Origin of the sequence: Halomonas sp. I1, from assembly GCF_032334135.1 — a bacterium.
In the GTDB taxonomy this organism is placed as follows: domain Bacteria; phylum Pseudomonadota; class Gammaproteobacteria; order Pseudomonadales; family Halomonadaceae; genus Halomonas.
This window is the reverse complement of the sequence record NZ_JAVXUS010000002.1, coordinates 517582-540544: the sequence shown is the minus strand read 5'-3', so window position 1 is coordinate 540544 and position 22963 is coordinate 517582. Positions and strand designations below refer to the sequence as shown.

At 63.6% G+C, this 22963-nt stretch carries 16 protein-coding genes; 11 read left to right on the top strand and 5 right to left on the bottom strand.

The window, feature by feature from the left end; all coding sequences use genetic code 11:
• Positions 1–79 precede the first annotated feature (79 nt).
• Positions 80–709: an outer membrane lipoprotein chaperone LolA gene (lolA, locus tag RSO41_RS05440; protein WP_315618048.1), complete on the top strand. Its 630-nt coding sequence runs from the start codon at positions 80–82 to the stop codon at positions 707–709.
• Between the two features lie 214 nt (positions 710–923).
• On the opposite strand, the gene RSO41_RS05435 is transcribed toward lolA, so the two are convergent.
• Positions 924–2081: an MFS transporter gene (locus RSO41_RS05435; protein ID WP_315618047.1), complete on the bottom strand. Its 1158-nt coding sequence runs from the start codon at positions 2079–2081 to the stop codon at positions 924–926.
• A 138-nt stretch (positions 2082–2219) separates the two neighbouring features.
• Here RSO41_RS05435 and RSO41_RS05430 point away from each other — a divergent pair, with 138 nt between their 5' ends.
• Positions 2220–3602, top strand: a complete 1383-nt coding sequence (locus tag RSO41_RS05430; RefSeq protein WP_315618046.1) for a PLP-dependent aminotransferase family protein — start codon at positions 2220–2222, stop codon at positions 3600–3602.
• A gap of 1 nt (position 3603) precedes the next feature.
• Here RSO41_RS05430 and RSO41_RS05425 read toward each other — a convergent pair whose 3' ends face one another.
• A complete protein-coding gene (locus tag RSO41_RS05425) occupies positions 3604–4944 on the bottom strand; it encodes a replication-associated recombination protein A (RefSeq protein ID WP_315618045.1) in 1341 nt (446 codons plus the stop codon).
• A gap of 180 nt (positions 4945–5124) precedes the next feature.
• On the opposite strand from RSO41_RS05425, the gene RSO41_RS05420 reads away from it, so the two are divergent.
• The 4 genes from RSO41_RS05420 (at position 5125) to RSO41_RS05405 (ending at position 12814) form a co-directional block, all read left to right on the top strand.
• Positions 5125–5670, top strand: a complete 546-nt coding sequence (locus RSO41_RS05420; RefSeq protein WP_315618066.1) for a hemerythrin domain-containing protein — start codon at positions 5125–5127, stop codon at positions 5668–5670.
• A 151-nt stretch (positions 5671–5821) separates the two neighbouring features.
• Entirely contained in the window at positions 5822–6598 is a 777-nt protein-coding gene (gene murI, locus RSO41_RS05415; RefSeq protein ID WP_315618044.1) for a glutamate racemase, read from the top strand.
• A gap of 65 nt (positions 6599–6663) precedes the next feature.
• A complete protein-coding gene (gene trmA, locus RSO41_RS05410) occupies positions 6664–7770 on the top strand; it encodes a tRNA (uridine(54)-C5)-methyltransferase TrmA (protein ID WP_315618043.1) in 1107 nt (368 codons plus the stop codon).
• Between the two features lie 202 nt (positions 7771–7972).
• Positions 7973–12814: an NAD-glutamate dehydrogenase gene (locus RSO41_RS05405; protein WP_315618042.1), complete on the top strand. Its 4842-nt coding sequence runs from the start codon at positions 7973–7975 to the stop codon at positions 12812–12814.
• A 258-nt stretch (positions 12815–13072) separates the two neighbouring features.
• Here RSO41_RS05405 and mgtE read toward each other — a convergent pair whose 3' ends face one another.
• The gene (mgtE, locus tag RSO41_RS05400; protein WP_315618041.1) at positions 13073–14425 is read right to left on the bottom strand and encodes a magnesium transporter; all 1353 of its coding nucleotides are present in this window, start codon (positions 14423–14425) and stop codon (positions 13073–13075) included.
• Between the two features lie 185 nt (positions 14426–14610).
• Between mgtE and RSO41_RS05395 the strand changes: the two genes are divergently transcribed.
• Positions 14611–15642 carry a quinone-dependent dihydroorotate dehydrogenase gene (locus RSO41_RS05395; protein WP_315618040.1) on the top strand — a complete coding sequence of 344 codons (1032 nt, stop codon included), beginning with the start codon at positions 14611–14613 and terminating at the stop codon, positions 15640–15642.
• 68 nt (positions 15643–15710) lie between these two features.
• On the opposite strand, the gene rmf is transcribed toward RSO41_RS05395, so the two are convergent.
• Positions 15711–15917, bottom strand: a complete 207-nt coding sequence (gene rmf / locus RSO41_RS05390; protein WP_073292025.1) for a ribosome modulation factor — start codon at positions 15915–15917, stop codon at positions 15711–15713.
• 264 nt (positions 15918–16181) lie between these two features.
• On the opposite strand from rmf, the gene rlmKL reads away from it, so the two are divergent.
• Complete coding sequence (gene rlmKL / locus RSO41_RS05385) at positions 16182–18386, top strand: bifunctional 23S rRNA (guanine(2069)-N(7))-methyltransferase RlmK/23S rRNA (guanine(2445)-N(2))-methyltransferase RlmL (protein ID WP_315618039.1); 2205 nt, start codon at positions 16182–16184, stop codon at positions 18384–18386.
• A gap of 19 nt (positions 18387–18405) precedes the next feature.
• Entirely contained in the window at positions 18406–18750 is a 345-nt protein-coding gene (locus RSO41_RS05380) for a glutaredoxin family protein (protein ID WP_315618038.1), read from the top strand.
• Positions 18751–18833: 83 nt separating this feature from the next.
• On the opposite strand, the gene RSO41_RS05375 is transcribed toward RSO41_RS05380, so the two are convergent.
• Positions 18834–20504, bottom strand: coding sequence for an electron transfer flavoprotein-ubiquinone oxidoreductase (locus RSO41_RS05375; RefSeq protein WP_315618037.1), 1671 nt, complete (start codon positions 20502–20504; stop codon positions 18834–18836).
• A 578-nt stretch (positions 20505–21082) separates the two neighbouring features.
• Here RSO41_RS05375 and RSO41_RS05370 point away from each other — a divergent pair.
• Positions 21083–21832, top strand: a complete 750-nt coding sequence (locus RSO41_RS05370) for an electron transfer flavoprotein subunit beta/FixA family protein (protein WP_315618036.1) — start codon at positions 21083–21085, stop codon at positions 21830–21832.
• Positions 21833–21888: 56 nt separating this feature from the next.
• A complete protein-coding gene (locus RSO41_RS05365; RefSeq protein ID WP_315618035.1) occupies positions 21889–22815 on the top strand; it encodes an electron transfer flavoprotein subunit alpha/FixB family protein in 927 nt (308 codons plus the stop codon).
• Positions 22816–22963 lie beyond the last annotated feature (148 nt).

Sequence of the window (22963 nt, the reverse complement as noted above, 5' to 3'; positions counted from 1 at the left end):
CGGGTGTGCAACTCGCCCGGGCCACCGGGGTCCGAATGCCACAGGATGCCACCAAGGACCCTTTCAGGGAGACGATGATATGACAGTGAAAAAACGCCTCGCCGCCAGCGCCCTGCTGGTCCTGGCACCGCTTTCGGCGGTGGCCGACGAGGGGGCTGAGCGGCTGACGCGCATGCTCGAGCCGGTCAAGACCTATGTGGCCGATTTCGACCAGGAGATTCTCGACAGCGGGGGGCAGCGACTCCAGGAAGCGAGCGGGAGAATGTGGCTGGCGCGTCCGGGGCGCTTCCGTTGGGAGGTGGATGCGCCCTACGAGCAGATCGTGGTATCGGATGGTGACGAGGTCACGCTCTACGATCCGGACCTGCAACAGGCCACGGTCCAGGCGCTCGATGAACGGGTGACCCATACGCCGGCACTGTTGCTGTCCGGCAGTACCGGTGACCTCACCGAGAGTTACGAAGTGACCCGCGCCCAGCAGGGGACCGCGGAGACTTTCACCCTGACGCCGCGGGACGCCGATACCCTGTTCGAGTCCTTGAAGATGACCTTCTACGGCGAGACGCTCGGCCGGCTGCAGATGACCGACAGCACGGGCCAGCGCACCGCCATCGAATTCGATGATGCACAGCAGAACGTCGACGTGGCGGATTCCCGTTTTTCACTCGAGTTGCCCGAAGGTACCGATGTGATTCGCGAATCCCCCTGAGAGGGTGTCTACAAAATGCCTACACTCGGCAATACGGCGTTGAAATTGACCTCAAAATGCTCATTTACCCATCGTAAACTGCGCTTTTTCACTCAATTTCGCCTTGTCTTGCCTTCGTTCACCTGTTTTGTAAACACCCCCTGAGTCGCATCGTCCGCTTCCTCATCGCCCCCGTCGGGTACAGCCGGCGGGGGCGATGTCATTGTCGATCCCGTCAGGCCGCGTGACAGCGGCGACGAGTGCGGGATGCGAGGTGCCGATTCAGCACGAGTGTCGAGACGAGCAAGAGCGTGCCGAACAGCGTCAGGGCCGTCGCATGGCCGAACAGGTCCACCAGGGTGCCGGTCACCACGACCGGAAGGCTGAAGCCGATATAGGCCATCAGGAAGAAACCGGCACTGGCACGGGCGTGCTGACCATCGGCCGCATCGAGAACGCCGCTCAGGCCGCCGAGATAGATGAAACCGTAGCAGGCACTGCTGGCGGCCAGGGCTCCGGCCAGAACGCTGCCGAGGCTGCCCGCGAGCGCGCCCCAGGCGATCATCGCGTAAGCCAGCGGCAGGATGAGCAGGCCAAGCCGGACGGAGGCCACGGCGCTCAGGCGCCTCGCCATGGGTTGGAACAGCACGCCACCGCTGCAGATGCCCAGGGTCACGAACCCAGACCAGTCGGACAGGCCATGCTGGCCGAGTGTCGCAGGAAGAATGGCGATGACCAGCCCGGTGGTGGCCCAGGCCAGCAGAATCGACAGACCGAACGGCAGGCTGCCCGTCGGGTAGGCGGGAAGTCGCAGGAAAGGAGCGCGGCCGGGTGCCTCGTTCGATGCGTCCTCGAGGCCCAGCAGCAGTATCAGCGCGAGTCCTGCCATGACGAGATACGCCCCCAGGCTGGGTGGCGTCAGGCTCGGCTCATGCAACAGAAAGGCGCTGGTCACGGCCGCGCCCAGTCCGAAGCCGAGGGATGTACTGGCCGTGACCCAATTCGTCGGGCGCCGGCTGTCCGAGGTGCCGAATAACGCTAGCATGTAGGCGGGAGCCGATATCGAGGTCAGAGCGGCGGCGATGCCCATCAACAAGCGGGCGATGCCCAGACTGGCGACGCCAGGCGCGACCAGGGTCAAGGTAGTGGCGGTCCCGCAGAGGCACAGCGCGACCATGATCAGTGGCCGTCGGCCCACTCGATCGGGGAGGCCGCCGAGCAGGATCAGCACCGGCAGGATCCCGACCACATAGGCGGCGAAGGCGAGCGAGGTAGCGCCGACGCCAAGTTCATCGTGGGCGGCGAGGGCCGCGTAATAGGGTGCCTGGAGATTGACGGCACTGGTGATGGTGCAAAGAGCGAAGGCGAGTCGCCAGGCATTGAAAGAGCGCATGAGGGTTCCTGAAGGTAGAGATGACAGTCGCCACGCTCTCACCGATGCCCGCAGCGGATAAGGGACACTCACGAGCGATTTCGCGGACACTGTTCAGGCGTTTTCCGGAACGGTGGATGGAAGAGGGAGGAAGGGAATATGCGCCTGGAGATCGACCCGGACGAGGGCAGGCCGCTGGTTCAGCAGGTGACCGAGGGAACCCGGGAGTGGATCGAGCGCCACGGGACAAGCGGTGTACGGCTGCCGTCGATTCGACGCCTATCCGCGGAGCTCGGCGTCAGCCGCAATATCGTCATCGAGGCCTACGAGCGACTCGTCGCCCTGGGCTGGGTGTGCTCACGTCCGGGAGCGGGGTTCTATGTTGCCGAACGCGTCATCGATGCGGACGAGCAGGGTGCGCGCAGTGGCATGGCGGATGTGTCGGGCGAGATGTGGAGTCAGTTCCAGGACGCGGGCGGCTCCCTGAGACTGGGCTGTGGCTGGCTGCCCGGTGACTGGCGGGAGGAGGAAGCATTCGCTCATGCCGTGCGTCAGGTGACGCGGGGGCCGTCGAGCGGCCTCTTCGATTACAGCACGCCGCTCGGGTCGCCGGAACTGCGTGCCCTGATACAGGAGCGGTTGAGACGGCTGGCTGTCGATGTCGATGCCAACCAGCTGCTCATGACCGGTGGGGGCAGCCAGGCCCTGGATATCATCGTGCGCTGGTTACTGCGCCCCGGTGACACCGTCTTTGTCGAGACGCCGGGGTATTACAACCTGTTCGGCCTGCTGCACTTGCATCGTGTCAGGATCGTCGGGGTGCGGCGCACGGCGGAAGGCCCGGATCCCGAACATCTCGAGGCATTGCTCCAGCGATACGCTCCGAAACTGTTCTTCTGCAACAGCGTCTTCCACAATCCGACCGGTACCACGCTTAGCCCTGCCGCGGCCCATCGCATTCTGCAGTTGGCCGAGCGACATGACATGCGGATCGTCGAAGATGATATCTACGCCGATTTCCAGCACCGCCCATCGACCCGGCTGGCCTCGCTGGACGGTATACGTCGGGTGATCTACGTTGGCTCTTTTTCCAAGAGCCTGTCCTGTTCGCTGCGTGTCGGTTTCATCGCCGCGCCTCCCGAGCTGCTCAAGCCACTGGTCGACGTGAAGATGCTGAGCAATATCGCGACCTCGCCCTTCGCCGAGCAGGTGGTGACGGCCCTGCTGCGAAATGGTGCCTATCGCAAGTTGATGGAGCGCTTGAGGGTCAGGCTCGCCGAGCAGATGGCCACTGCCATGCAACTGGTGCGGGAGGGGGGCTGGGAGATGTACGCCGCGCCCCGGGGTGGCATGTTCCTGTGGGTGCGTCACCCGGCCGTCGCGTCGTCCGGCGAGCTGGTGACGCGGGCGCGCCGGCAAGGCATACGCCTGTCGCCGGGCCAGGTCTTTCTGCCCGATGCCGATGACTCGCCCTGGCTGCGGATCAACGTGGCCTATACCAATGACGCCAGAGCAGTGGACTTCCTGACCGCACCGCTGTGATTCAGTCCTCTCCTCGATCCGCCGCCTCGTCGAGACTGGCCCGCCAGGCCTGCATTTGCTGGAAGCGCTTTTCCTGGCCATATTCGCTGGGCTCGAAGAAGCGTTCGAAGGGGATCTCGTCCGGCCAACAATCATGTTGGCTGCCCGCCGGGTAGCCGTTGGGTTCGTGGTGGGCGTAACGATAGCCCTCGCCGTGGCCGAGGGATTCCATCAGTCGGGTTGGCGCATTGCGCAGGTAAGTGGGCACCTCGAGACGCGGCTGGGCAGCGACGAACTGCTTGGCTCGCTTCCAGGCCTGGTCGATGGCATTGCTCTTGGGGGCAACGGAAAGATGGATGGCGACGTGAGCGATGGCGCGCTGACCTTCGTAGTCGCCCAGGCGCAGGTAGGCGTCCCAGGCCGACATGGCCAGCGGCAGGGCACGGGGGTCGGCATTGCCGACATCTTCCGAGGCAATGGCGGTGAGGCGACGAATCACGTCCAGGGGGTCGCCACCGCCCTGCATGAAACGCGCGATATACAGCAGGGCGGCGTCAGGGCGCGAGGAGCGCACCGACTTGTGGATGGCCGACAGCAGGTCGTAGAAGTGGTCGCCTTGCTTGTCGAAGGCACTGGCCTGATGGCCGATGATGTCTTCCAGTGCCTCGCGGGGCAGTCGCTCACCATCACCGGCGGGTTCGGTGAAGTCGCAGGCAGTCTCCAGCAGTCCCAGGGCACGCCGGGCGTCGCCGGCGGCGGCTCGGGCGAGCAGGCCCAGGACCTCGTCATCCACGGCGATGCGTCGGGCACCCAGGCCTCGGGGCTCGTCGGCGAGGGCATGTCGCAGTACCTCGGCCACGTCGTCATCGGTGAGCGCCTTGAGGACATGCACCCTGGCCCGCGACAGCAGAGCGGAGTTGACCTCGAATGACGGGTTCTCGGTGGTGGCGCCGATCAGCGTCAGCAGGCCCGATTCCACATGGGGCAGCAGGGCGTCCTGCTGACTCTTGTTGAGCCGGTGGATCTCGTCGAGAAACAGCAGGGTGCCGCGATCCTGGCCCTGGGCGGTCCTGGCACGGTCGACGGCTTCGCGGATGTCCTTGACACCTGCCATCACCGCCGAGAGTCGCTCCAGATGGGCACCGGACTCTTCGGCCAGTATCTCCGCCAGGGTGGTCTTGCCGGTGCCGGGCGGCCCCCACAGGATCATCGAGCGTATCGCGCCGGTCTCGACCATGCGTCGAACCGGTTTGCCCGGGCCGACCAGTGCCTGCTGCCCCACGTAGTCGGCGAGGCGACGAGGCCGCATGCGCCAGGCCAGAGGCGCATGCTGGTCGGAAGCGGCTTGCTGGAACAAGTCCATGAATGGCTCCTTGAGGCTGCCGATTGAAAGACATGATGGGCGGGAATGGGCAAAGATGGCGTCCAGGGTCTAGCTTGATAACTCCGTCGTCCCGACTTGGGGAACCCATGCCGAGAAGGCGCGTCCAACTCAAGGTGCCTTCCGTCCATGTCCGATACAGAGGAGGCCTTCGCCATGCCCATGCTGAACCAACTGCGTCAGGATCATGCCAATATGGCGCGCATGTTGCACGTTCTGCAGCTCAAGCAGAAGACCCTGGCTGGCGGTGAACGTCCCAACTTCCAACTGGTGCGCGAAGTCGTGGATTATATCCTCGATTACATGGATGGTTTCACCATGCCGCTGGAAGAGATCTGCACGGAACGCCTGCGCGAGCGGGCGCCGGAATGCGATGACGTCACCGAGCGCTTGTCCAGGGATTATCGTGCCCTTCGCGCCCGTCTGAAGCGACTGTCCAATGATCTCGACATGATCCTGATGGACGCCGTGGTGCCGATGGACTGCTTTGCAGACGACCTCAAGGGATATCTCGATGCGCATCGCAACTATCTGCGCGAGGAGCGCGAGCAACTCTTTCCATTGATCCGCGAACATTTCAACGACACGGACCTCGACAACCTCGCCGAAGCCCTGCCGGCCGGTGCTGCCGCGGAGCTGGAGCGGTTGCAGGCGGCCTATCCGGAACTCTACGCCGAGTTGCGTGATGCACCAGAGCCGGTGACCTGATCACCTTCAGCGTCTGCCTCGCTCTGAGGTAGAATGCGTCGCACTTCATGACGAGACGCGACGCCATGCACCATCACCCGAGCCCCCCGGCTCTTGCCATCCTGTCGTTCCCCGGCCCTTTCAGGGCCGGGGCTGACGCGAGGGCGCGCTGATGTCCGGGCCGATCCTGGTGTTCGATTCCGGCGTGGGCGGCTTGTCGGTGGTGGCATCGCTGCGCCGACGGCTCCCCGAGGCAGCGCTGGCCTATGCCTGCGACAACGCCATGATGCCCTATGGCGTGCGTGAGGATGATTGGCTGGTAGCGCGCATCCTCGAGGTCTGCGGCGCCGCGGTGGCGGCCAGTGGTTGCGCCGGACTGGTGGTGGCCTGCAACACGGCCAGTACCCTGGCACTCGAGGCACTGCGCGCACACCTGGCGGTGCCGGTGGTCGGTACCGTGCCGGCGATCAAGCCGGCGGCCGGGATGAGCGAGACCCGTCATATCGGACTGCTGGCGACCAGCGCCACCGTGGCGCGCCCCTATACCCTGCGCCTGATTCGAGAGTTCGCAGGAGACTGCCGAGTGACGCGCATGGCCGCCGACCCCCTGGTGGCCGAGGCCGAGCGTCGGGTAATGGGCTCGAGTCCCGATCCGGATGTTCTGCTTCGGACGCTGGCACCGCTGGCGGAGATGCCGAGCCTGGATACCATGGTGCTGGGCTGCACGCATTTCCCCCTGCTGCGCGAGGGCCTCATCGAGGCGGCTCCGCGACACGTGCGATGGGTCGACTCAGGGGATGCTATCGCCCGTCGCGCCGGTCAGGTGATGGCCGGCCATGACCGGCATCGGGGCAGCGAGACGGGCTGGGTCACCGCACCCTCCGAGGCCCTGGCTCGGGGACTGTCCGGGTTCGGCTTCACCGAGACCCGCTTGTTGCCGTTGGCCTGATGCGCGCCAGGCCGTTTCATCCACTTCCGCCTCATCGTTACCCATTCCGATCATCAGGAGCCACCGTGGCCATTCCCGTTGTCGATCCTCCCCGCTATGACGAGCAGCTCGATGCCAAGCGCGCACGTCTCGTCGAGACCTTTGCACCTTTTGCACCTCCAGCGCTCGAGGTCTATCCCTCGCCGCCCAGTCACTACCGCCAGCGTTGCGAATTTCGTCTCTGGCACGAGGGTGATGACCTCTTCTATGCCATGTTCGAAGTCGATCCCGACGAACCCGGCAAGAAGCGGGTGGTGCGCCTTGACGACTATCCGGTCGCCGGCCGACGCATCAACGAGCTGATGCCGCAACTGCTTGATGCGGTACGTGATCGACCGATACTGCGACGCAAGTTGTTCCAGGTCGAGTTCCTCACCACCCTGTCCGGCGAGGCGCTGGTCACCCTGATCTATCATCGTCAGCTCGACGAGGCCTGGGACGACGCTGCACGCGAGCTCGAGCAGGCTCTCGACATCATGATCATCGGGCGCGCCCGCAAGCAGCGGCGAGTCCTGACCCGTGACCATGTCTGGGAATGTCTCGAGGTCGATGGTCGTCGTCTGCATTATCAGCAGGTCGAGAACAGCTTCACCCAGCCCAACGCCGAAATCTGTCGCGCCATGCTTGCCTGGGCGCGGGACGTCACCGCCGGCAGCCAGCAACGTGATCTGGTCGAGCTGTATTGCGGAAACGCCAATTTCACGGTGGCCCTGGCCGGCAATTTCCGACGCGTCCTGGCCACCGAAATATCGCGCACCTCGGTGGCCAGTGCCCGGGAAAATCTCGACGCCAATGCCATCGACAACGTGACGGTGGGGCGCATGTCCGCCGAGGAGTTCACCCAGGCCCTCAAGGGCGAGAAGGGAGGCCGGCGTGTCGAGGCCTGGGCACTCGGCGAGCACGATTTTTCCACGGTGCTGGTGGACCCGCCACGCGCAGGACTCGACGAGGCGAGCTGTCGCCAACTGAGCGAGTATGAGCGTATCGTCTATATTTCATGCAACCCGGATACGTTGGCGCAGAATCTGGAGACATTGACGCAGACACATGACGTGACGCGTTTCGCGCTCTTCGACCAGTTCCCCTGGACGCACCATTGCGAATGCGGGGTGCTGCTGGAGCGACGCGCCTGATTGCGACCTTTGTCTTAAGTGCATTGGCCTTGTCAAGGCGCGATGCGCAACCGACATGCGCCATGAGCAAAGGGGCATGTTGCTGGGGATGAGGCGTTGATTGGCGTAACCTCCGGGGCCAAGGGAAATACTGAACGAAACGCCCGTCCCCCATCTTGTATTTTCGGCCACCGCTGGTGGCCCCTGGCAGTCGAGGTGATTGATGCTACACGTCGCACAGGAGGAGACCCGTCTGGATCTTCTCAAGCAGCTCAAGGAACGGCTGCAGAGCCGTCTGGACAAGGACAAGGCCATCACGGTCGACACCTTCGCTCGCCTCTTCTATGCCGCCGTTCCCCTCGAGGACCTGGCCGACCGACGGCTGGACGATCTCTATGGCGCGACTCTGTCGGTGTGGCATTTCATCCAGCAGTTCGATCCCGCGACCCCCAAGGTTCGGGTACTCAACCCGGACTTCGAGGAGCATGGCTGGCAATCCACTCATACGTTCATCGCCGTGCTTCACGAAGACATGCCGTTTCTCGTCGATTCGGTGCGTGTGGAATTGAACCGACGCGGCATGACCGTTCATGCCATTCACAATGCCGTGCTGTCGGTAGCCCGTGACGACGCAGGGCATCTGCAACGCTTTGCCTCTCCGGAAGAAGACGGGGCCCCGGCGGCGCGTGAATCCTTGATCGCCATCGAGGTCGACCGGCACTCCAACCCGGATGATCTCGAGGAAATCGAGTCCAGTCTGCAGGAAGTGCTGCGCGAGGTCCGGACCGCGGTGGGAGACTTCGACCCCATGCGTGAGCAGGTCCAGGCGGCTGTCCAGGAGCTCGAGGCCATCAAGCCCTCTCAGGTCGACCCGGCGGATCACCGGGAAGCCATCGAGTTCCTGCAGTGGCTGCTCCAGGACAACTTCACTTTCCTGGGCTACGACGAGTATGAGGTGCGCGAAGACCAGGGGCGCCAGCGCCTCGATAAGGTCGAGAACAGCGAACTCGGGGTCTTCCGCCTGGATCAGCCGCGTTATCACGAGCGCATCCGCACCGACCTGGGCGTCGAAGGCGATCACTACGTGCCGATGCCACAGCTGATGTCGTTCGCCAAGAGCGCCCACCACGCCAGGATCCACCGGCCGACCTATCCCGACTACATTTCCATCGATCGCTATGACGATCAGGGGCGGGTGATCGGCGAACGGCGTTTCCTCGGCATGTTCACCGCCACGGTCTACAACGAGTCGCCGCGCAACGTTCCGATCCTGCGTCGCAAGCTCCAGGCGGTGATGGATATTGCCGGCTTCAGCCCCAAGGGGCACAACGGCAAGCAGCTGCTGCAGATTCTCGAGGTCTATCCGCGCGATGACCTGTTCCAGATCGACATCGATGAGCTGGCGCAGACGGCGCTGGGCATTCTCGATATCCGCGAACGTCGCCGCGTGCGGTTGTTCATTCGCGAGGACACCTTCGGCAAGTTCTATTCCTGCCTGGTGTTTGTGCCGCGCGATGTCTTTTCCACCGAACTGCGGGTGCGGCTCCAGGAGCTGCTCTGCGAAGAGCTCGATGCCACCTTCGGCGATTTCAATACCTATCTCTCCGAATCGGTGCTGGCGCGTATCCAGTTCATCCTGCGCTTCAACGGCGAAACGCCGACGGAGTATGACATCAAGCGCCTGGAGGAAAAGCTGGTCAAGCTGGCGCGCAACTGGCGTGACGACCTGCTCAACGCCGCCATCGAGGGGTTCGGCGAGGAGAACGCCAATCTGTTGATGAGCCGCTTCCGCGATGCCTTCCCGGCCAGTTACCGCGAGGCCTTCAGTGCTCGCACCGCCGTCTATGACCTGCAGCATATCGGGGAGCTCGATGAGGGTGGGTCGCTGGCGCTGTCGCTGTATCGATTGATCGAGGAAGAGGGCAGTGGCGTCAACCTCAAGCTTTTCCACCCTGATGCGCCGATTCCGCTGTCCGATGTGCTGCCGATGATGGAAAACCTGGGCCTGAGGGTGCTCGGAGAGCGGCCTTACGAGGTTCAGGCCAGTGATGCGGCCTACTGGATTCACGACTTCACCCTGGAGCATCACACCAGTGTGGAAATGAACCTCCAGGAGATGCGTGGCCCCTTCATCGAAGCCTTCCAGCGGATCTGGGCCGGAGAGGCGGATAACGACGCCTTCAACCGGCTGATCATCGGGGCCAATCTCGATTGGCGCGAGGTGGCGATGCTGCGCGCCTATGCGCGCTATCTGAAGCAGATTCGCTTCGGCATGTCCCAGGACTATATCGCCACCACCCTGGGCAGCCACCCGGAGATCACCCGCGAGCTGGTGTCTCTGTTCGAGCTCCGCTTCGATCCGGCCGAGCGCCCCGGCGAAGAGGACATTGAGGAGTGCGAGTCGCGCATCCTGGCGCTGCTCGATGACGTGCCGAGTCTCAATGACGACCAACTCCTGCGTCGCTACATGGAGTTGATCAAGGCGACTCTGCGGACCAACTATTACCAGCGTACCGAAGAAGGTCGCTACAAGGACTATCTCGCCTTCAAGCTCGAGCCCTCTCGGGTATCCGGCATGCCCAAGCCGCGCCCGGCCTACGAGATCTTCGTCTGTTCACCGCGTGTCGAGGGCGTGCACCTGCGTGGCGGCAAGGTCGCCCGGGGCGGGCTGCGCTGGTCCGATCGCCACGAGGATTTCCGCACCGAGGTGCTCGGCCTGGTCAAGGCCCAGCAGGTCAAGAACGCGGTGATCGTACCGATGGGGGCCAAGGGCGGTTTCGTCTGCAAGCGCATGCCGGAAGGTGCGGACCGCGAGACGACCCAGAAGGAAGGCATCGCCTGTTACCAGATCTTCATTCGTGCCCTGCTGGATGTCACCGACAACCTGGCCGGTGGCGAGGTCGTGCCGCCCCGTGACGTGGTGCGCCACGATGATAACGACCCCTATCTGGTGGTGGCTGCCGACAAGGGCACGGCGACCTTCTCCGATATCGCCAACGAAATCTCCACCGAATACGGTCACTGGCTCGGTGATGCTTTCGCCTCCGGGGGCGCCAACGGCTATGACCACAAGAAGATGGCGATTACCGCCAAGGGCGCCTGGGAGTCGGTCAAGCGTCATTTCCGCGGCCTGGGCATCAATACCCAGGAAGATGAGTTCAGCGTGGTCGGCATCGGCGACATGGCCGGCGACGTCTTCGGTAATGGCATGCTGCTTTCCGACAAGATTCGCCTGGTAGGTGCCTTCAACCATCTGCATATCTTCGTCGATCCGACCCCGGACGCGGCGTCGAGCTTCGCCGAACGCCAGCGCCTGTTCGACATGCCGCGCTCCAGCTGGGAAGACTACAATACCGAGCTGATCTCCGAGGGCGGCGGTATCTTTCCGCGCAGCGCCAAGTCGATCACCATCACACCGCAGATGAAGAAGGTCTTCGGCATTCGCGAGGACAAGCTGTCGCCCAACGAGCTGATCCACGCCATGCTGGTTTCCAGGGTCGACCTGCTCTGGAATGGCGGGATCGGTACCTACGTCAAGGGCAGCGAGGAAACCGATGCCGAGGTCGGCGACAAGGCCAACGATGCCCTGCGTATCGATGGTCGCGAACTCAACTGTCGAGTCGTCGGCGAGGGCGGCAACCTCGGCCTGACCCAGCGCGGACGCATGGAGGCCGCTGCCAGGGGAGTGCGGGTCTATACCGACTTCATCGACAACGCCGGCGGCGTGAACTGCTCCGACCATGAGGTCAACATCAAGATCCTCATCGACGAGGTGGTGTCGCGGGGCGACATGACCGAGAAGCAGCGCAATCAGCTGCTTGCCGACATGACCGGTGAAGTCAGCGAACTGGTGCTGCTGGACAACTACCGCCAGACCCAGGCGCTGGATCTCGCCGAGCTGCTGTCGCGTCAGGGTATCGGCCCCTTCCGCCGCTTCATCAGCGAGCTGGAGGCGGCCGGTCAGATCGATCGTGAACTCGAGTTCCTGCCCTCCGATGACGAGCTGCTCGAGCGCACCCAGCATGAGCAGGGGATGACCCAGCCGGAGCTGTCGGTGTTGATCTCTTACGCCAAGAGCGTGCTCAAGGGGGACTTGATCGCCTCGGACGTCCCCGATGACCCGACCATCATGCGCTTCGTCGAGCGTGTCTTCCCGTCGGTGCTGGGCGAGCGCTATCGCGACGAGATGTACGAGCATCGACTGAAGCGCGAGATCGTCGCCACGCAGGTGGCCAATGACCTGGTCGATCATATGGGCGTGGTCTTCGTGCGTCGCCTGATGGACTCCACCGGCGCCGATCGTGCCGATATCGCGCGGGCCTATGTGATCGCTCGCGACAGCTTCCAGCTGCCGCGCCTGTGGGAGCAGATCGAGGCGCTGGACAACAAGGTGCCGAGCCAGGTGCAGTACTCGATGATGCTCGATCTGATGCGCATGCTGCGTCGCTCCACGCGCTGGTTCCTGCGCCAGCGCACCGGCATGAACACCCGGGATACCATCGACTACTTCGCTCCGCGGCTGGCGCAACTTCAGGAAAATATCGGCAAGCGACTGCGTGGCGAGGAACAGGAGCAATGGTCGGCACGTCGTCAGGAGCTGGTGAAGGCGGGTGTCCCCGAGGCGTTGGCGTCCACCGTGGCGGCGTCGGGCAGCCTCTACGCCGCGCTCGGTATCATTCAGACGGCGCGCCAGACCGATGACAAGCCCCAGCGGGTCGCCGAGATCTTCTACGAGGTCGGTGCTCGCCTGGAGCTGCCCTGGATCATCCAGCAGGTCACCCGTCTTGAAGTCCGCGACGGGTGGCAAGCCAAGGCGCGAGATACCTTCCGTGACGATATCGATCGTCAGCAGCTGGCCTTGACCGCCAGTGTGCTGGGAATGCAGGGAGGCCCGCGTGACAGTGCCGAGCGCGTCGAACGCTGGCTGAACCAGCATGAAGGCATGCACCAGCGCTGGCGCCATCTGCTCGAGGAAGTGGGCAGCGGCAGCCAGGGAGGCTTCCCGCTGTTCGCCGTGGCGGTTCGTGAGCTGGTGGACCTGGCGGAAAGCAGCAGCGATGACTGAGAGGGTGTTTACAAATTACTGCGCTCGCCCATGCGGCGTTGAAATCAGCCTCAAAATGCTCATTTACCAGCTCGTAAACTCCGCTTTTTCGGCTGATTTCGCCTGGCCTGGCCGTCGCTCGTGACTTTTGGAAACACCCTCTGAGCGAAGGGCGCCTCGATGGAGGTGCCCTGGCCATGAAACCTGCGAACACAAGAAGGGCGCCGAAGCGGCGCCCTTCTTGTGTTGCAGATGACCCTCCGGCTTTTCAGGTACCCCCTACAGCAAGAAGATCGTGGCCAGCCCCAGAAAGGACATGAAGCCGATCACATCGGTAACCGTGGTCAATACCACCGAACCCGAGAGTGCCGGATCGATGCCGAGACGGCGAAGCAGCAGCGGGATGGCGATGCCCGCCACGCCAGCGGCCAGCATGTTGATGATCAGTGCCACGGCGATGATGCCGCCGATGGCCAGGCTGCCGAACCAGAGTACCGCCAGCAACGCCACGACCAGCGCCCAGAGCAGGCCATTCAAGGCGGCGATGCCGACCTCCTTGCGCAACAGCCAGTTGCTGTTGGTGCGACTGATCTGACCGAGTGCCAGTCCGCGAATGGCCAGGGTCAGCGTCTGACTGCCGGCAATGCCGCCCATGCTGGCCACGATGGGCATCAGGACCGCCAGGGCGACGACCTGCTCCAGGGCGTTCTCGAACAGGCCGATGACCCAGGCGGCCAGGAAGGCCGTCAGCAGGTTGATACCGAGCCAGACGGCCCGACGCCGGGCGCTGGGCAGCACCGGGGCGAACAGATCCTCTTCTTCGTCGAGACCGGCCATGTTCATCAACGCCTGCTCGGAATCCTCGCGAATCACGTCGACGATATCGTCGATGACGACCCGGCCGAGCAGCATGCCCCGTCCATCCACTACCGGCGCCGAGACCAGGTCGTGGGTCTGGAAGAGGGTGGCGACATCACGCGACTTCATGGTCACCTGGATACTGTCCACCTCGCTGTCCATCAGGTTGGCCACGGCCATGTCCGGGTCATTGGACACCAGACGTGCCAGCGACAGCACGCCCATGAAGCGGCCATCGCGGTCGACCACCATCAGGGCGTCGGTATTGTCGGGGACCGCCTCTTTCCAGCGCAGGAAGCGTTGTACCGTTTCCAGGCTGACATCCGCGCGCACGGCAATGGTGTCGGTGCGCATCAAACGGCCGATGCTATCTTCCTCGAAGGCCAGCGTTTCCTGCAGGCGCGTGCGCTGCAGTTCGTCCATGGAACGCAGCATGTCTTCGGCGACCTGGCGCGGCAGATCCTCGAACAGTTCGGCCAGATCGGTGGTGTCCAGTCCCGCCGTGGCGGCGACGATCTCGGCGTGGTCCATGTCCTCGATCAGCGTCGTACGGACCTCGTCGTGGACGTGCAGCAACACCTCGCCGTCGACTTCCTGGGGAACCTGCTCCCAGAGCCGGAATCGCTCGTTGGGCGGCAGGGATTCCAGCAACAGGGCGACCTCGGCGGGCTCGAGGTCGGCGATGACATCATCGACCCATTCCAGTCGTTCCTGTTCGAGGGCCAGATGAATGCGCGACAGGCGGTGTTCCAGCGTTTCGGTCGTATCGGTCATGTCCGTCTCCCTGGCGGCGCGTCATCATGGCTAGCGGGCTTGTTGCCCGCCCGCGTCTCAAGTAGACCATAAAAGGCGTGCGATATGGGGACGATCGGCGGGATGGGACGGTCGTGAATTTCGTCGTCGGAGGGCGGCTGCGCTATACTCGCGCCCGTTTTGTCTATCGCTTGCCTGGAGCCGTCATGTATTCGCTTGCCCGTTCGCTGCTGTTTCGACTCGATGCCGAGAAGGCTCATGGCGTGACGCTGTCGGCGCTGGACCTGGCGCATCGTCTCGGTCTGGCGAAGCACCTCGGTACGGGGAACGTGGACGACCCGGTGACGCTGATGGGGCTGACGTTTCCCAACCGGATCGGCCTGGCGGCGGGGCTCGACAAGAATGCCGACCACCTGGATGCGCTGGGCGCGCTGGGTTTCGGCTTCGTCGAAGTGGGCACCGTGACCCCGAGGCCTCAGGACGGCAATCCTCGTCCACGGCTGTTTCGCTTGCCGGAGGGGGAGGCGATCATCAACCGCATGGGGTTCAACAATGCCGGTGTCGACCATCTGGTCGAACGGGTGCGCCGCGCGCGTTATCGCGGGGTCATCGGCATCAACATCGGCAAGAACCTGACGACGCCCGTGGAACGGGCGGTGGATGATTACCTGCATTGCCTGCGCAAGGTGCATGCGCATGCCCACTACGTCACGGTGAATATCTCCTCGCCCAACACACCGGGCCTGCGCAACCTGCAGTTCGGTGAACACCTCGATCAGTTGCTGGGAGCATTGCGCGAGGAAAGTTTCGCGCTCGACCGTGCTGCCGGTCGGCGCGTCCCACTGGCGGTGAAGATTGCCCCGGACATGACCGAAGAGGAGGTCGCCCTGGTGGCGAACAGCCTGGAGACCCATGGTATCGACGCGGCGATCGCCACCAATACCACCGTGTCACGGGAGTCGGTGGCGGGCTTGCCGGGAGCCGAGGAGCAGGGCGGGCTTTCCGGACGACCGGTGTTCGAACCTTCCAACGCGGTGATTCGAGCATTGCGTCGCCGGCTGCCGGACGTGCCGATCATCGGCGTGGGGGGAGTCGACAGTGGTGCGGCTGCGCTGCAGAAGCAGGAGGCGGGGGCCGATCTGGTACAGCTCTACTCGGGGTTCATCTATCGTGGGCCGGCCCTGGTGGGAGAATGTGCACGAGCGCTTCAGGCAAGGCGGGATGACAGCGGGAAATGAAAAAAGCCCATGGCAGCACCATGGGCTTGACGGGTCGTCATCGTGTCTGACGAAACGATGGTCGGGAATCAGACCACCATGGGGTTCTTGTGGATACCGGAAACACCCGTCATGCCGGACCACTGATCCCCACGACCTTCACGCCAACCGCTCATCCAGTATTCGCGTAGATTGATGTCCTGACTTGGACAGTCGTCACGGGAACGACCTGAAAGACCCGCCTTGTACCCATGAACATAGGCACGCTGGAAGCGATCACGTTTCTGTCGTTTCATTGGACTACCTCTTGGTGAAGGTGCCGATATGGAAACCGGTGCGTACGACACCGGTCCCGTGAGCAGGACCCTTGCACCACCCCCTCGACCGGAACCGAGGGGGTGGCAGGACCCATGGACAGGAACGCATGCGTTTATAATCGAGTAGCTACTGAGTAATACATAGCCCAATCCGGTCGCTTCTGTCGACCGATGATTTGTAACAAGGCGTACATACGCTTGCCATGAACGCGCCGGAGATCCGGCCACGTCGATGGATATCCCATGACCGATAGACAATCCGCCGCCCCCGGGGCGTATCTGGCCACCTGCCCCAAGGGGCTCGAAGCCTTGCTGGCCGAAGAATTGGCGGCGCTGGGCGCCGAGCCGGTCAAGACAACGGTGGCCGGCGTGTATTTCCAGGCCGAGCTGGCCGATGCCTATCGCGTCTGCCTGTGGTCACGACTGGCCAATCGTGTGGTGCTGTGCCTGGCTCGGGAAGATGGCGTGGAGACCCCGGAGCGACTGCGAGACGTCAGTGCGGGCATCGGCTGGCAGGCTCACCTGCCTGCTGGCTCGACCCTGGCGGTGGACTTCCACGGACGCAGTGACGCCATCCGGCACACGCGCTTCGGTGCCCAGACCGTCAAGGACGGCGTCGTCGAGCGACTGCTGGCCGAGGGACAGCCACGTCCTCGGGTCGACCCTCACGAGCCGGATCTGCGTCTCCACGCCCACCTGCATCGAGGGCGATTGACGTTGGGCATCGATCTATCGGGGGAGAGCCTGCACCGGCGCGGCTATCGTCGAGGGGCGGGGCATGCACCACTCAAGGAGAACCTGGCGGCGGCGCTGTTGATTCGTGCCGGCTGGCCGGCGATGGCCCGGCAAGGAGCTCCCCTCGTCGATCCGCTGTGCGGCGCCGGTACCCTGTTGATCGAAGCTGCCATGATGGCCGCCGACATGGCGCCCAACCTGTTTCGTGAACGCTTCGGTTTCCATGGTTGGGCCGGCCATGATGAAGCCGGTTGGCGCGAACTCAAGCGCGAGGCCGAGGCGCGGGCGAGCATTGGACGCAAGCGTTGCCGCAATCGTCTGTTCGGTATTGACCGTAGCCCGCCGGCGCTGGCAGCGGCCAAGGCCAACGCCATGCGGGCGGGCATCCCGGCATTGATCGAACTGACCGGCGGGGCGCTCGGCGAACTCGAAGGTCCCGGCGGGCTGGACGAGACACCTCCCGGCCTGATCATCACCAACCCTCCCTACGGCGAGCGGTTGGGCGAGCTGCCCGAGCTCGTCGAGCTGTATGGTCAACTGGGCGAACGGGCCCGTGCCGCTTTCCCCGGTTGGCGACTGGCGCTGTTCACGGCGAACCCCGACCTCGGTCATCGCACCGGATTGCGCGCTTACAAGCACTATGCGTTCAAGAACGGCCCCCTGGACGCCCGTCTGCTGCTGATGGAGGTTCCCGCCGCGACCGATGAGGCAGAAGAGGCGACACCGAACAAGCCGTCTCGTAGTGAAGGGGCCCAGATGTTCGCCAACCGCCTGGTGAAGAATCGCAAGCGACTGAGCAAATGGTTGAAGCGTTCCGGGGAAAGCTGTTATCGGCTCTACGACGCCGACATGCCCGAGTATGCCCTGGCCATCGATATCTATGGGGATCGCGTGCATGTCCAGGAATATGCACCGCCGCGCTCCGTGGATCCCGGTCAGGCACAGAAGCGCCTGCACGAAGCGCTCGGCGTGATGCCCGAAGTGCTCGGTGTGGACCCTTCTCGGGTGGTGATCAAGCAACGTCAACGCCAGAGCGGACGATCTCAGTACGAGAAGCAGGGCACCAGTGGCGAGCGTTTCGAGGTCCAGGAGGGCAATGCTCGACTCTGGGTCAACCTGCGCGACTATCTGGATACAGGGCTCTTCCTCGACCATCGGCCCGTGCGTCGTCTCCTCGCGGAGCTGGCCGAGGGCAAGCGCTTTCTCAATCTGTTCTGCTACACCGCCGCGGCTACCGTCCAGGCGGCGCTCGGCAAGCAGGGAGGGCAGGGGGCCAGCGACAGTATCAGCGTCGACCTGTCCAATACCTATCTCGACTGGGCCCGGGAGAACTTCCGGCTGAATCGACTGGATCCGTCGCGGCATCGCGTGGTGCGCGATGATTGCTTTCACTGGCTGGAAACGGCCGGTGGCCGGTTCGACGTGATCTTTCTCGACCCGCCGACCTTCTCCAATTCCAAGAAGATGACCGATACCCTCGACGTTCAACGCGACCACGGTCGTCTGGTGAGGCTGGCCATGGCGAGGCTCGCACCCGGCGGCACCCTGGTATTCTCCAACAACCAGCGACGCTTCAAGCTGGATGCCGACCTTGCCGAGGCGTTCATCGTGGAAGACATTTCGGCGAAGACCTTCGACCCGGACTTCAAGCGTCGCCCGGACCTGCATCACTGCTTTCTGATCCGACATCGTGACGAAAGGCGTGAGGCGTGAGGCGTGAGGCGTGAAGAGGATGATCGATCTGACTCTATACACGACAACGGGCTGCCACCTCTGCGAAGCCCTGGAGGCCTGGTTGGCCCGACTGGCCAATATCGAGGTGCGGCTCGAACGGGTGGAGGTCGCCGACAGTGACGCACTGGTGGCGATATACGGGACGCGCCTGCCGGTCCTGGCGGATGCGGCGGGTGCCGAACTGGAAGGTGGCCACGAGCCCGAGCGCCTCGCCGCCTGGCTGGCCGATCGGGGCTGGCTGGACGTGGCCGCCTGGCATGAGGTCACGACGCCCGAAGAGGGAGAAGAGGAGCGAAGGCGACGAGCGGTCATGAAGGGAGGACGCCGTTACCTCGGCGACTGAGAGGCGGAACATGACGTGAAAAAGGCCCCGTTCATCCGAGCGAGGCCTTTTGGATACGCCGTCAGGCGCAGGAGGGTAGCGCGTTACATGTTCGGATAGTTGGGACCGCTGCCGCCCTCCGGCGCCACCCAGGTGATGTTCTGGGCCGGGTCCTTGATGTCGCAGGTCTTGCAGTGCACGCAGTTCTGGAAGTTGATCTGGAACCGCGGTTTGCCATCGTCATCCTCGACGACTTCATAGACACCTGCCGGGCAGTAGCGGCTTGCCGGTTCGGCGTATTCAGGCAGGTTGTCGCGGATCGGCAGATCCGGGTCCTCGAGTTTCAGGTGACAAGGCTGGTCCTCCTCATGATTGGTATTGGAGAGAAACACCGAGGAGGCCTTGTCAAAGGACAGCTTGCCGTCGGGCTTGGGGTATTCGATCTTCTCGCACTCGGCGGCCTTCTTCAGTGCCGCGTGATCCGGTGTAGTGTCGTGCACCGTCGGCAGCTTGCCGCCGAGGAGCTGGTCGAGGAAGTTGTAGGCGCCGCCGCCGACGGTACCGTACTTGTGGACCGCCGGGCCGAAGCTGGCGCTTTCCTCGAGTTCCTTGAACGCCCAGCTGGCCTGCCACTTGTCGGTGAAGGCGGTCAGCTCGACGCCGCCCTCATCGCCGCTCGAGAGGGCCTCGAAGACCGTCTCGGCGGCGACCATGCCGGATTTCATGGCGGTGTGCAGACCCTTGATCTTGGCGAAGTTCAGAGTGCCGGCGTCGCAGCCGATCAACAGTCCACCCGGGAAGCTCATCTTCGGCAGGCAGTTGATGCCGCCCTTGGTAATGGCGCGGGCGCCATAGGCGACTCGGGAACCGCCTTCGAGGCTGGGTTTGAGCACCGGATGGTGCTTCATGCGCTGGAACTCGTCGAAGGGCGACAGCCAGGGGTTCTGGTAGGCCAGATCCATGATCAGGCCGACCACCACCTGCTGGTTCTCGGCATGGTAGAGGAACCAGCCCCCATGAGTGTGCTTGTCCAGCGGCCAGCCGGAGCCATGCAGTACCAGGCCCGGTTCGTGCTGCTCGGCGGGCACGTCCCACAGTTCCTTGAGGCCGATGCCGTAATGCTGCGGGTCCTTGCCATCATCGAGCTTGAAACGCTCGATCAGACGCTTGCCCAGATGGCCGCGCGCGCCCTCGGCAAACAGTGTGTACTTGGCGCGCAGCTCCATGCCCGGCATGTGGCCGTCCTTCGGGGTGCCGTCGGCGGCCACGCCCATGTCACCGACGATGATCCCGCGTACCGTCTCCTCCTCGTCGACGATCATCTCCTGAGCGGCGAAACCGGGGAAGATCTCTACGCCGAGTTCCTCGGCCTGCTCGGCCAGCCAGCGGCACAGGTTGCCGGCACTGATCACGTAGCGCGTGATGTCGCCGCCGGTGTTGTGCATGGTCTTGGGCACCAGGGCATTGGGCAGCTTCTGGGCCTTCTCGGCATCCTTGAGCAGGTAGAGTTCGTCGCGTACGGCCGGGGTGGTCAGGGGCGCGCCACGTTCCTGCCAGTCGGGAAACAGTTCCTGCAGGGCACGGGGTTCGAAGACGGCGCCGGAGAGAATATGGGCGCCGACCTCGGAGCCTTTCTCTACCACGCATACGGTCAATTCCTGTTCGGCTTCATTGGCCTGCTGCATCAGTCGGCAGGCCGCCGCGAGCCCGGATGGGCCGGCGCCGACGATCACCACGTCGACGTCCATGCTGTCGCGCTCTACGTGTTCTGTCATTGTTGATGTCTCCTCCCATGGTGACGACGTCAGTGCCTCTTCCCGGGCCTCGAGGCGCTGTCCAGACACTGCCAGCCTTCTCCGGCCTTTCAGACAAGGAAGGGAACCTGCAGGTGTCGATATTCGCCCATGCGGTCTTCACCTTCTGACGTCGCGCCAATTTAAAACGGTCGTTTGCTTCTAGGGGTGCTCCATGATAGGCATAATAGCCGTAAAGGGGCACCCCTTACGATGGGGATGTCACGAGAAGAACGCTCGATCGGCATGGCGGGATTGTTGCCGTTACCATGGCTGTGGCACATTGAAGGGGTTTTTTCGGTGCGGTGCCTATCAAACGCTTGCATGAAACATCTAAAAGCATGCCGATCGGTTCTAACGAAACGCTGAATAAATCGCCGAGCATAGTGAAGCGCGAGGCGCACGGAGCGCAGAAAGCGAGACATAACGAGTGGTTAGGCGAGCTTTCGAGCACCGCGTAACGAAGCGATTTGCATGCGCAGGCATTTAAGCAGTGTTTCCCTAAGGGCGCTTCGCCTTCGTCACAACCCGGTTCCGAGACGGAACCAAGCGAGGACAATATGAAGGTACTCGTCGCGGTCAAACGCGTCATCGACTACAACGTCAAGATCCGGGTCAAGCCGGACCATTCCGACGTCGACCTGACCAACGTCAAGATGGCCATGAACCCCTTCTGCGAAATCGCCGTGGAAGAGGCTGTCCGGCTCAAGGAAGCCGGCACGGCGACCGAGGTGGTCGCGGTCACCGTCGGTCCCAAGGCCGCCCAGGAACAGTTGCGTACCGCCCTGGCGCTGGGCGCCGATCGGGCCGTTCACGTGCAGACCGATGAGCGCGTCGAGTCGCTGGGGGCGGCCAAGGTGCTGGCCAAGGTGGTCGAGGAAGAACAGCCGGGGTTGGTGATCCTCGGCAAGCAGGCCATCGACAGCGACAACAATCAGACCGGGCAGATGCTCGCTGCCCTGACCGGGCGCGCCCAGGGCACCTTCGCCTCCGAGCTCAAGGTCGAGGGCGACACGCTGCAGGTCACCCGCGAGATCGATGGCGGCCTGCAGACCCTCTCGCTGGCCCTGCCGGCCGTGGTCACCACCGACCTGCGCCTGAACGAGCCGCGCTACGCCAAGCTGCCCGACATCATGAAGGCCAAGAAGAAGCCGCTGGACACCAAGACACCGGAAGACCTGGGTGTCGACATCGCCGGCAAGCTCAAGCTGGTCGGGGTCGAACCGCCGGCCGAGCGCCAGGGTGGCATCAAGGTGGGCTCCGTGGACGAGCTGGTCGACAAGCTCAAGAACGAAGCCAAGGTGCTTTGAAACAAGCGCTGTGAAGACCGTTCTTTGAAAACAGTTCTCTGAAAGGAGCTTATCTGATGAGCATTCTGGTACTCGCCGAACATCATGAGGGCCAGCTGGCCGAGGCCACGGCCCATGTGGTTGCCGCGGCTCGGGCCATCGGCGGTGATATCGACGTCCTCGTTGCCGGCGAGAACGTCGGCGCCATCGCCGAGGCTGCCGCCCGACTCGATGGCGTCGGCAAGGTGCGCGTGGCCGACCATGCGGTCTATGCTCACCAGCTGGCCGAGCCGCTGGGCGAGCTGCTGGTGGCACTGGCCGACGACTACTCTCATGTGCTGGCGGCGGCCTCGACCACCGGCAAGAACGTCATGCCGCGTCTCGCCGCGCTGAAGGACGTCTCGCAGATTTCCGAGATCATCGCCGTGGAGAGCGCCGATACCTTCAAGCGCCCGATCTACGCCGGCAATGCCATTGCCACTGTGCAGAGCGAGGACGCCCTGAAGGTGATCACCGTGCGCGCCACCGCCTTCGACGCGGTCGGCGAGGGAGCGGATGCCGGCATCGAAGCCGTCGAGACCGTGGTCGACAACGCCTTGTCTTCCTTCGTCGGTGAAGAGCTGGCGCAGAGCGACCGTCCCGAGTTGGGAGCCGCCAAGGTGGTCATTTCCGGCGGGCGCGGCATGGGCAACGGCGAGAACTTCAAGCTGCTCGAGGGCGTTGCCGACAAGCTCGGCGCAGCGATCGGTGCCTCGCGGGCCGCTGTCGATGCCGGTTTCGTGCCCAACGACATGCAGGTCGGTCAGACCGGCAAGATCGTCGCCCCGGAGCTGTACATTGCGGTGGGCATCTCGGGCGCCATCCAGCACCTGGCGGGGATGAAGGACTCCCGGGTGATCGTGGCGATCAACAAGGACGAGGAGGCGCCGATCTTCCAGGTAGCGGACTATGGCCTGGTCGCCGATCTCTTCGAGGCTGTGCCCGAGCTCGAGAGCAAGCTGTAAGCGCGGAAGATCGTGATCTTCCAGGTCGCGCTCTCGATGAACGGTGGCCTGGTCGCCGATCTCTTCGAGGCCGCGCCCGAGCTCGAGAGCAAGTTGTAGAAAGCGCCAGGCAGGCGATGGTCATTGCCACCGCAAGCCTCATAGGCCG

Bases quoted from the DNA above. Each gene is read 5' to 3' on its own strand.
- lolA (WP_315618048.1), top strand. From the start codon at position 80: ATGACAGTGAAAAAACGCCTCGCCGCCAGCGCCCTGCTGGTCCTGGCA.
- RSO41_RS05435 (WP_315618047.1), bottom strand. From the start codon at position 2,081: ATGCGCTCTTTCAATGCCTGGCGACTCGCCTTCGCTCTTTGCACCATC.
- RSO41_RS05430 (WP_315618046.1), top strand. From the start codon at position 2,220: ATGCGCCTGGAGATCGACCCGGACGAGGGCAGGCCGCTGGTTCAGCAG.
- RSO41_RS05425 (WP_315618045.1), bottom strand. From the start codon at position 4,944: ATGGACTTGTTCCAGCAAGCCGCTTCCGACCAGCATGCGCCTCTGGCC.
- RSO41_RS05420 (WP_315618066.1), top strand. From the start codon at position 5,125: ATGCTGAACCAACTGCGTCAGGATCATGCCAATATGGCGCGCATGTTG.
- murI (WP_315618044.1), top strand. From the start codon at position 5,822: ATGTCCGGGCCGATCCTGGTGTTCGATTCCGGCGTGGGCGGCTTGTCG.
- RSO41_RS05405 (WP_315618042.1), top strand. From the start codon at position 7,973: ATGCTACACGTCGCACAGGAGGAGACCCGTCTGGATCTTCTCAAGCAG.
- mgtE (WP_315618041.1), bottom strand. From the start codon at position 14,425: ATGACCGATACGACCGAAACGCTGGAACACCGCCTGTCGCGCATTCAT.
- RSO41_RS05395 (WP_315618040.1), top strand. From the start codon at position 14,611: ATGTATTCGCTTGCCCGTTCGCTGCTGTTTCGACTCGATGCCGAGAAG.
- rmf (WP_073292025.1), bottom strand. From the start codon at position 15,917: ATGAAACGACAGAAACGTGATCGCTTCCAGCGTGCCTATGTTCATGGG.
- rlmKL (WP_315618039.1), top strand. From the start codon at position 16,182: ATGACCGATAGACAATCCGCCGCCCCCGGGGCGTATCTGGCCACCTGC.
- RSO41_RS05380 (WP_315618038.1), top strand. From the start codon at position 18,406: ATGATCGATCTGACTCTATACACGACAACGGGCTGCCACCTCTGCGAA.
- RSO41_RS05375 (WP_315618037.1), bottom strand. From the start codon at position 20,504: ATGACAGAACACGTAGAGCGCGACAGCATGGACGTCGACGTGGTGATC.
- RSO41_RS05370 (WP_315618036.1), top strand. From the start codon at position 21,083: ATGAAGGTACTCGTCGCGGTCAAACGCGTCATCGACTACAACGTCAAG.
- RSO41_RS05365 (WP_315618035.1), top strand. From the start codon at position 21,889: ATGAGCATTCTGGTACTCGCCGAACATCATGAGGGCCAGCTGGCCGAG.